13 protein-coding genes are annotated in these 8,681 nt (G+C 63.7%); 8 read left to right on the top strand and 5 right to left on the bottom strand.

The window, feature by feature from the left end; all coding sequences use genetic code 11:
- The 3 genes from CH276_RS25790 to CH276_RS25780 all read left to right on the top strand — a co-directional run.
- A partial coding sequence (locus CH276_RS25790) for an acetyl-CoA carboxylase biotin carboxyl carrier protein subunit (protein ID WP_141214784.1) occupies positions 1-168 on the top strand: 168 nt, incomplete at its 5' end.
- A 66-nt stretch (positions 169-234) separates the two neighbouring features.
- Positions 235-663 carry a DUF1707 SHOCT-like domain-containing protein gene (locus tag CH276_RS25785; RefSeq protein WP_094628568.1) on the top strand — a complete coding sequence of 143 codons (429 nt, stop codon included), beginning with the start codon at positions 235-237 and terminating at the stop codon, positions 661-663.
- Positions 660-1,346, top strand: a complete 687-nt coding sequence (locus tag CH276_RS25780) for a haloacid dehalogenase type II (RefSeq protein ID WP_094628566.1) — start codon at positions 660-662, stop codon at positions 1,344-1,346. Before CH276_RS25785 ends, CH276_RS25780 begins: the two co-directional genes overlap by 4 nt.
- A 13-nt stretch (positions 1,347-1,359) precedes the next feature.
- Here CH276_RS25780 and CH276_RS25775 read toward each other — a convergent pair whose 3' ends face one another.
- Genes CH276_RS25775 through CH276_RS25765 form a run of 3 tightly spaced genes read right to left on the bottom strand, consistent with a single transcriptional unit; the run spans position 1,360 to position 2,974 of the window.
- Positions 1,360-1,920, bottom strand: a complete 561-nt coding sequence (locus CH276_RS25775; protein ID WP_094628580.1) for an AAA family ATPase — start codon at positions 1,918-1,920, stop codon at positions 1,360-1,362.
- A complete protein-coding gene (locus tag CH276_RS25770) occupies positions 1,920-2,543 on the bottom strand; it encodes a class I SAM-dependent DNA methyltransferase (protein ID WP_094628564.1) in 624 nt (207 codons plus the stop codon). The genes CH276_RS25775 and CH276_RS25770 overlap by 1 nt, the downstream gene beginning before the upstream one ends.
- A 29-nt stretch (positions 2,544-2,572) precedes the next feature.
- Positions 2,573-2,974, bottom strand: a complete 402-nt coding sequence (locus CH276_RS25765) for a VOC family protein (protein WP_094628578.1) — start codon at positions 2,972-2,974, stop codon at positions 2,573-2,575.
- A gap of 167 nt (positions 2,975-3,141) precedes the next feature.
- On the opposite strand from CH276_RS25765, the gene CH276_RS25760 reads away from it, so the two are divergent.
- The gene (locus CH276_RS25760) at positions 3,142-3,666 is read left to right on the top strand and encodes an alpha/beta fold hydrolase (protein WP_094628562.1); all 525 of its coding nucleotides are present in this window, start codon (positions 3,142-3,144) and stop codon (positions 3,664-3,666) included.
- On the opposite strand, the gene CH276_RS25755 is transcribed toward CH276_RS25760, so the two are convergent.
- Positions 3,657-4,193, bottom strand: coding sequence for a nucleotidyltransferase family protein (locus tag CH276_RS25755; protein WP_094628576.1), 537 nt, complete (start codon positions 4,191-4,193; stop codon positions 3,657-3,659). The genes CH276_RS25760 and CH276_RS25755 overlap by 10 nt on opposite strands.
- 175 nt (positions 4,194-4,368) lie before the next feature.
- Between CH276_RS25755 and uraD (CH276_RS25750) the strand changes: the two genes are divergently transcribed.
- From uraD (CH276_RS25750) to pucL, 4 genes are read left to right on the top strand one after another with little or no spacing between them, the layout of a single operon-like run.
- The gene (gene uraD / locus CH276_RS25750) at positions 4,369-6,273 is read left to right on the top strand and encodes a 2-oxo-4-hydroxy-4-carboxy-5-ureidoimidazoline decarboxylase (protein WP_094628560.1); all 1,905 of its coding nucleotides are present in this window, start codon (positions 4,369-4,371) and stop codon (positions 6,271-6,273) included.
- 10 nt (positions 6,274-6,283) lie between these two features.
- The gene (gene uraD / locus CH276_RS25745; protein ID WP_032397426.1) at positions 6,284-6,787 is read left to right on the top strand and encodes a 2-oxo-4-hydroxy-4-carboxy-5-ureidoimidazoline decarboxylase; all 504 of its coding nucleotides are present in this window, start codon (positions 6,284-6,286) and stop codon (positions 6,785-6,787) included.
- Complete coding sequence (uraH, locus tag CH276_RS25740; RefSeq protein ID WP_032397427.1) at positions 6,784-7,110, top strand: hydroxyisourate hydrolase; 327 nt, start codon at positions 6,784-6,786, stop codon at positions 7,108-7,110. Before uraD (CH276_RS25745) ends, uraH begins: the two co-directional genes overlap by 4 nt.
- 1 nt (position 7,111) lies before the next feature.
- Entirely contained in the window at positions 7,112-8,032 is a 921-nt protein-coding gene (gene pucL / locus CH276_RS25735; RefSeq protein ID WP_094628558.1) for a factor-independent urate hydroxylase, read from the top strand.
- 10 nt (positions 8,033-8,042) lie between these two features.
- Here pucL and CH276_RS25730 read toward each other — a convergent pair whose 3' ends face one another.
- The gene (locus tag CH276_RS25730; RefSeq protein ID WP_045195795.1) at positions 8,043-8,675 is read right to left on the bottom strand and encodes a DUF2461 domain-containing protein; all 633 of its coding nucleotides are present in this window, start codon (positions 8,673-8,675) and stop codon (positions 8,043-8,045) included.
- Positions 8,676-8,681 lie beyond the last annotated feature (6 nt).

Raw genomic sequence — 8,681 nt, 5'->3', positions numbered from 1 at the left:
GCTGTCGACGAAGGCCACACCGTCGAGGCCGGGGACCTCATCGCCGTCCTGGAAGCGATGAAAATGGAAAACCCCGTCAACGCCCACAAAGCAGGCACCATCACCGGCCTGACCGTCACCGCAGGCGACGCCATCACCCAAGGCACCGTCCTCGCAGAAATCAAATAACGACATATCGGTAGCGATGCGAATTTTGGCTCGAATCCGGGCCTTGGATAGCGTTACCCTGTAGCAGTGTCCGAGCTTCCGGAAATTCGTATCGGTACAGCTGATCGGGAAAAGGCGCTCGACGCGCTGAGCCTGCACTTCAGCGAGGGTCGCCTCACGGTTCCCGAGTTCGACGAGCGCAGTGCCACTATCGCTTCGGCCACGACGCGTGGGGAGCTCGACACAGTATTCGTCGATCTCCCCGCGACGCCGGGTACGGCCCAGGCACCTGCTCGGACCGGGGCGTCGCCCGTTCCGGCAACGGCCGGAACCGGTATCGACTGGCGTGCAGTGGTGATGCCGGTGGTGATATTCGGTTCCCTGGCATTGTTCTTCCTCACCGACTTCGATCAGAACTGGCTCTTCTTCCTTCTCATTCCGTTGGCGGGTGCGGTGCTGTCGGCAGGTGGCCATTCCAAGAACGAGAAAAAGAAGAAGAAGAAGAGGGATCGTTGAAGGCGCTTCTGTTCGATGTGTTCGGCACGGTGGTCGATTGGCGCACCAGTGTGGCCCGTGAGGTCGAATCTCTGTGTGGTTCCGACGTGGACAGTCATGCATTCGCCGACCGCTGGCGCAGCCTGTATCAACCGGCGATGGAACAGGTCAGGTCGGGTAGTCGACCGTTCACGCGGCTCGACGTACTTCATCTCGAGTCTCTTCGAGTCGTGCTGTCGGAGTTCGACGTTCAGCTCGACGACGCCGACGTCGCATCCTTGAACAACGTGTGGCACCGATTGGATCCGTGGCCGGACTCGGTGCCCGGTCTCACGAGACTGCGGACCGATTTCATCATCGCCCCGCTCTCCAACGGCAATATCTCGTTGCTTCTCGACATGGCCAAGAACGCTGGACTGCCGTGGGACGCGATCCTCGGTGCAGAACCGGTCCAGGCGTACAAGCCCATGCCCGACGCGTATCTCCGCACCGCGGAGATTCTGGGTCTGGAGCCGAGCGAATGCATGATGGTCGCTGCCCACAACAGTGATCTCGTGGCAGCAGCCGACTGCGGGTTCGCTACGGCCTTCGTCGCCCGTCCACTCGAACACGGGCCGAGCCAGACCGCCGACCTCGCCGCGGAGTCGGACTGGACCCACAGCGTCGACTCGATCGAGTCTCTGGCAACACAATTGGGCTGCTGACCGCACCTGCCGCTCAGTGACGCGCGAGAGGAATGAGTTGGCGCGCAATCCACGCGTCCACGTCCCGATGCGACCGGAAGCGGACAATCGTCAGCTCAGGGCGGCGCACACTCAGTTGCCGCACCCGCTCGGTGGTCGACCGATCGGTGTTCCACGCCCATCGAATGATGTGTTCACGGTCGAGGAAGATGCGGTGCAGTGGCGGCTCGATGTTCCCGTTCCACAGCTCACGCCTACCGAACCTGCGGCGTAGCGTCCGAATTGTCACCTGCCGCATAACTGTTCGACGGGGTAGGTCGAGCCACAGGAACAGCTCGGCTCGGTCGGCGAGACGGTCTCGGACATACTGCCATTCGGTGACCCACGAAGAACGTGCAACGAACTCGTCGACGTCGTGCTCGAAGGTCGGACGCGGTGTCCAGTTCGGTCCGTGGAACAGGCTGTCGATCTCGATGTGTTCGATGCCGAGCAGGCACCCGAGGCGCGCGGCCAGCGTGGTCTTGCCGGAACCGGATGTCCCCGCGACGACGATTCGCGCAGGGCGATGTGGCAGCGCAGCATCCGGTCCGAAAATCACGACCGCGTTGCTGGTGTGCGGGCCAACAGATACGCCTGAGGCGTGGGTTCGTGCCCCATCGGGGCTCGATGCACGCGCACGTCCACCTCGAAGTCCGCGTCGACGAGCATGCCCGCGACTGCGTCGGGGTCGAGTCGATAGGCGTCGTAGGAGACCGAGTGCCCGTAGACGTGTTCGAGCCGCACTCGCTGGTCGCCGGACTGAAATGCCAAGAGCAGTGAACCGTTGGGCATGAGCACTCGATGCAGTTCGGCGAACACGGCAGGCAGGTGCGCCGGAGGGGTGTGGATGATCGAGTACCAGGCAACGATCCCGGCGACGGAGCTGTCCCCCGCGTCCAACGCCTCCATGGATCCGACACCGAATCGCAGGTGCGGATGTTCGCGCCGAGCGACCTCGATCATGTTGGGCGACAGATCCATTCCCGCTACGTCGAGGCCGAGGCGGTGCAGCTCCGCGGTGACGCGGCCGGATCCGCAGCCCACCTCCAGAACGGACCCGCTCGGTACCCGGGCCGCGAATGTCGCCAACAATCCGTGCTCGAGATGTCGGCCGTCGAGCTCGTCGCGGACGAGGTCGGCGTAGCTTTCGGCGACGGTGTCGTAGGCAGATCTCGTCATTGAAACATGCTGGTGCTCGGCCACGGTGGCTACGGTACCGGCTCACCCGGCGTCGGCAGGTACGAGTGCGTCAGCATCTCGAAGAAGTGACCGGTCGGGTCGCGGAAGTACACTCCGCGGCCACCGTGCCCGGTGTTGACAGTGCCGGGTTCGGTCATCCGAGGATCGGCCCAGTGCTCGACGCCCTGGTCGACAAGCCTGGCGTAGGCCGCATCGAACAGATCGTCGCTGACTCGAAAGGCGTAGTGCTGGAACTGAATATCGTCGAAGGGAGGCTCGGCGAATTGAACGAGCGTGCCGTCGGTGAGTTGCACGTTGACGAACGGCCCCCACGACGGTGCCTCCGGCAGAGCGAACAGCGTGCGAAAGAACGCCGCAGAGTCGGAACTGTTCTTCGCCACGATGATGGTGTGATCGAACGAAATGGACATGCGCTGCTCCTGGGCAGTACGACGCCTCCATGCCTGACGCAGTCCGTCATCGACACGCGACGCTGCCGCCGATGCTCGCACGGACCCCGAATCCGAGTCAACCGGTGAATTCACGGCCGCAGTTCGGTCATCTCCGATGACGGCATTGCCGAGGAAAGGACCACAGCATGGTCGGCCGACTTCTGTTCGTTCACGGTGCCGGCGGATTCGTCGACGACGCACCGCTGGCCAACGGGCTTGCGCAGGCTCTGCGCCTCGACCCTCGGATGCCGGAGCTGCCCGACACCGCGATGGGTTTCGAGGACTGGGCCGAACCGGTTCGGCAGCACCTGGACCGGCTCGGACCCGACGATGCGGTGATTGCGCATTCTTTCGGCGCATCGATCCTCGTCAGGGTCTTGGCAGAACATCGCCGGGAGCGACCCCTGCGAGCCACTCTGTTGGCAATGCCGGACTGGACGCCGCGTGGGTGGGACGTCGCCGACTACGCGTTCACCACCCAGGAGCCCGAGACCGACCTGACGCTGCTTCACTGCGGGGACGACGACGTGGTTCCCATTTCTCACCTGGCGCTGAACTCGAAGGCTCTTCCGTCGGCGACGGTGGTCGAGTTCCCGACCGGTGGTCATCAGTTCGACGGCATGATCGACGCCGTTGCCGCTCGAATCCTCCGACCGGGCGCTCACCGATAGTCGTGATCGATTCCCGTTGCCCAGTGCGAACATTCGACGGCAACGACGTCGTCTCTTCCCCGCAGGAAGTCTCGGGCACCGGAGTCTCCCGATGCCGATGCCACGGCTGCGTCCACGTGTCGACGCGCCAGAACGACAGGATGGCCGGGACGGCCGTCGAACACGGCCCTGGCGAGACCGGTTTCCCGCGCGGCGGCGAGTACTGCCCGCACCACCTCGGGTCCGACGTCCGGGGTGTCGACCACGTGCACCACCGCGTATTCCGCGTCCGCCGTCGCCGCCAAACCGGCGGTGAAGGAGGCACTCATGCCCTGGTTCCAGTGGGGCGTGTGCACCGCGATCACGCCGTCGGGCATGGGCGCATCTGCTGCGCCGAGAACCACGACCACGCGATCACAGCCACCGTCGCGCAGCGCCTGCACCGCCGTCCGCAACCACAGCCCGTCGTGGGCGAGAACCTTGGGCGATCCGTATCGCGTTCCGGCACCGGCGGCCAGTAGCACTCCGACGGCCAGGTCCGACACGATCGCTCCCTTCTCCGTTGGGTGGAGTCTTGGATGTTCGCACAACGTCCACGTCGAGTACGCCCCGAAGTTTGTGCGCGCTCGACTAGCGAGGATAGGCGTGATGGCTGATTCTTAGTGCACTTCTCCTGCAGCGTCGCAGGAATCCTGCCCTGTTGCTTCCGCGAGGTGCCCACCCATGTCCGTCAAGCCCACCACACGCAAACGTGTCCATCCTGTCGACGAAGTGCTTCCCGTTCCGAAACTTGCCGCCTACGGGTTCCAACATGTCGTCGCGTTCTACGCAGGCGCTGTCCTGGTACCGATCATCATCGGCAGCGCGATCGGACTGACCAACGAACAGTTGATCCACCTGATCAATGCGGATCTGTTCACCTGCGGCATCGCATCGATCATTCAATCGGTCGGATTCTGGAAGGTCGGCGTTCGACTCCCGCTGCTGCAGGGTGTGACGTTCGCCGGTGTCTCTCCGGTGATCGCGATCGCGATGGCGAACGGCGGCGGCACCGAGGGGTTGCTGTACGTCTACGGCGCCGTCATCGTCGCCGGACTCGTCACCTTCTTCATGGCTCCGTACTTCAGCAAGCTGCTGCGGTTCTTCCCGCCGGTGGTGACCGGTACCGTCATCACGATCATCGGTGTCGCGCTGCTCCCGGTTGCCGTCAACGATGCGGTGACCAATCCCGCTACGCACGAGCAGGATCCGACGAACGGCCGGTGGATGGCGTACGCGATCGGCACGCTGCTGATCATCGTGCTGATCCAACGTTTCTTCAAGGGCTTCATGGCCACCATCGCCGTGCTGCTCGGCCTGGTGATCGGAAGCGCTGTGGCATTCGTGCTGGGAGACATGAACTTCGACGGCACCTCGGATGCATCGTGGGTCGGCTTCACCCAACCCTTCCTGTTCGGAGTACCCAAATTCAGTGTCATCGCGATCATTTCGATGATCGTCGTCATGCTCATCATCGCCGTCGAAACCACCGGCAGTGTGTATGCGACGGGTGAGATCGTCGGCAAGCGCATCAAGAAGGACGACATCGCAGCGACTCTGCGGGCGGACGGAGTGGCCACCGTCATCGGCGGTACGTTCAACTCGTTCCCGTACACGGCGTTCTCGGAGAATGTGGGTCTGGTGCGCCTGACCGGTGTGCGCAGTCGGTGGGTCGTCGCCGCGGCCGGCGGCATCATGATCCTGCTCGGCCTGCTGCCCAAGACCGCGGCGGTCGTCGCGTCCATCCCGCCACCGGTACTCGGTGGTGCCGCGCTGGCGCTGTTCGCGACCGTCGCCGTGGTCGGAATCCAGACGCTGTCGAAGGTGGACTTCACCGATCATCGCAACCTGATCATCGTGGCCACCAGTCTCGGACTGGCGATGCTGGTGACCATTCAACCGTCGGTCTCCGAGGGCGTGCCGGATTGGCTCGAGATGTTGTTCGGCAGCGGCATCGTTCTGGGCGCGGTGTCCGCGATCGTGCTCAACGTGTTGTTCTTCCACATCGGCAACCGCGGCCAGGCGGTTGCAGGCGGTCCGGGTAAAGGCATCACCCTCGACAGGGTCAACGAGATGTCCGCCGAGGACTTCGCCGCCACGTTCGGCGGCCTGGTGCAGGGCACTCCGTGGGTGGTCGAACGCGCCTACCAGCAGCGCCCTTTCGCCGATGCGCACGGTCTGCGCGAGGCCTTCCAGGAGGCACTGTTGGCCGGCACCACCGAGGAACAGATCGAGCTGATCAACAGCTACCCCGATCTCGGCAGCGAGGACGCCACCGGCACCCTCAACGCGGCCGATCACGTCGGCCTGTCCAACCTCGAGGAGGACGAACACAACAACATCGTCCAACTCGCCGCCGAGTACAGGGAACACTTCGGCTTCCCGCTGGTGATCTGCGCGCGGGAGACCGAACGCTACGATCGAGTCCTGGCCAACGGCTGGTCTCGCGTCGAGAACGCACCGTCGGCCGAGCGGTCGTTCGCGATGATCGAGATTGCCAAGATCGCCAACTACCGGTTCGACGATCTCGTGGCCGATGCCAACCCGATCGCGGCCGCGCGGTTCGGTCGCATCAACGATTTCAGATAGAGAGCGCGAGTTGCTACACGAATGGATAGGGCTCGACGGGTTCAATCGGCTCAGTGACAGGCAGGCGATGCATGCGCTCTACGAGTGCTGCGCGTCGTCGATCTGGGCCCGTCGAGTCGCCCACGGTCGCCCCTTCGACAGCCGAGACATGCTGTTGGACAGAGCAGATCGGGTGTTGGCCGAACTACCCGAGGCGGAGATCGACCATGCGCTCGACGGTCATCCTCGGATCGGAGGCAAGGCCGACAACCCGTCGTCGAAACGTGAGCAGGCCGCGGTGACGAGCGCGGGCACCGAGGTGCTCGACAAGCTGGCGGCGGGAAATCGTTCCTACGAGGAGAAGTTCGGTCACGTCTACCTGGTGTGCGCCACCGGCAGATCCGCGGAGGAACTGCTCGCTATCCTCGAGGAGAGGCTCGACAACGATGCCGAAACCGAAAGACGGGTGCTGCGCGTGGAACTGGCCAAGATCAATCGAATTCGCCTCGGCCGCATGCTGGGCCCCGAGCAGTGACGGGATTGTCGACGCACGTCCTCGACGCGACGTCGGGGACACCTGCGGTAGGGATGAGGGTGCGGTTGTTCCATCCCGAGGAAGGCGAGATCTCCACGGCCACCACCGATGGCGACGGCCGCATCGGCGAGGTCGTGCCCGGTCCGATCGATCCGGGCGTGTACCGCCTGTCGTTCGACACCGGCGACTACTTCGAGGCGACGAGAACACCGAGCTTCTATCCCGAGGTGTCCATCTCGTTCACCGTCACCGATCCCGACGCCCACTACCACGTCCCATTGCTGTTGTCCCCCTTCGCTTATTCGACCTATCGCGGGAGCTGACATGACCGACCTGACCGGCAAGATCGTCCTCGGATCCAATCAGTACGGCAAGGCCGAGAACCGCGTGGTGCGGATCTATCGGGACTCGCCTCGGCACGAGATCCACGACATCAACGTCTCGAGCGCTCTGCGTGGTGACTTCTCCCCAGCTCACCTGGTGGGCGATCAGTCCAATGTCCTTCCCACCGATACTCAGAAGCAGACCGCTTACGCGTACGCGAAGACCAAGGGATTGCTCCACCTGGAGAGTTACGGCCTCGATCTGGCCCGCCACTTCGTCGACGATGTGGAGCCGGTGGAGGGTGCGCGCATCGAACTCGAGGAGTACGCGTGGGCTCGCGCGGTGATCGACGGCGTCGAGCACGATCACACGTGGACCCGCAAGGGCGAGGAGATCCGTACGTCGGCGGTGACCGTCGAGGGCAAGGGTGACGCGCAGAAGACGTGGGTGATCAGCGGCTTCAAGGAGATGGTGATTCTCAAGTCGACAGGTTCGGAGTTCCACGGCTTCCTCGAGGACGACCTGACGATTCTCGAGCCCACGACCGACCGGGTGATGGCGACATCGCTGACAGCGCAGTGGCGATACACCACCACCGACGTCGAGTGGGACGGCGTCTACGCGGGCGTGAAGGCGGCGATGATCGAACGGTTCGCCAATCTACAGTCGCTGGCTCTCCAGCAGACTCTGTACGCCATGGGCGAGGCGGTGCTGGAGAAGTATCCGTTCATCGCCGAGATCACCATGTCCGCACCGAACAAGCATCACTTCGTCTACGACCTGGGCAAGTTCGGCATCGAGAACAATCTCGAGGTGTTCAACGCGGACGATCGGCCGTACGGTCTGATTCAGGCAACCGTCGAACGCGAGGATGCCCCGGACGCCGGAAGTGCCTGGCGGACATACTCTGTCGTCGGATAGGGTGCCGCGCTCATGTGTGCAGCGCCGCGGTCCACTCCACCAACGGTGCGAGAGCTCGCCAGGCATCGCGCACCTTCGTCGCGGCCTTGGGTGTCTCGAGCCACGCGGGTGAGCCGAAATGCTTGCCCGCGGTGAGTGACTTGTGGCGCAGGAGGTCGATGCGCGGGTGGTCGAGCTCGTATCCCCGCGGCTTGGTCTTGAGCTTGTCGCCGCCGATCTCGTAGCCGGCCTTGGTCAGCGTCGCCAGTATCCGCTCGAGTTCGGCTCCGCGGACGTCGTCGTCGACGGTGCGGCGGTAGCGGGCAACGCCCTCGGACGAGGAGTTGTAGAAGCCGCCTGCAACGAACAACCCGGCGGGATCTATCTGCACGTAGAAGCCGAGACTGTCACCGCGAGCGACGAAGCCGCCCTGGTGGGTCTTGTACGGGGTCTTGTCCTTGGAGAAGCGAACGTCGCGGTAGGGGCGGAAGACCTTTGCGGTACCGAACTCCGATTCGAGTGTCGCGAGCAACGCCGTCATCGGACCCTTGACCGCGTTGTCGTAGACATCCTTGTGCTCGTTCCACCAGAGCTTGCTGTTGTCGGCTTCGAGGTCCTCGTAGAAGTCCAGGGCCGCGAAGGGTATTCCGGTGAAGCCAGTCATCGTTCG

Origin of the sequence: Rhodococcus sp. 06-470-2 (assembly GCF_002258235.1) — a bacterium.
Classification (GTDB): domain Bacteria; phylum Actinomycetota; class Actinomycetes; order Mycobacteriales; family Mycobacteriaceae; genus Rhodococcoides.
This window is presented reverse-complemented; position numbering and strand designations above follow the sequence as displayed.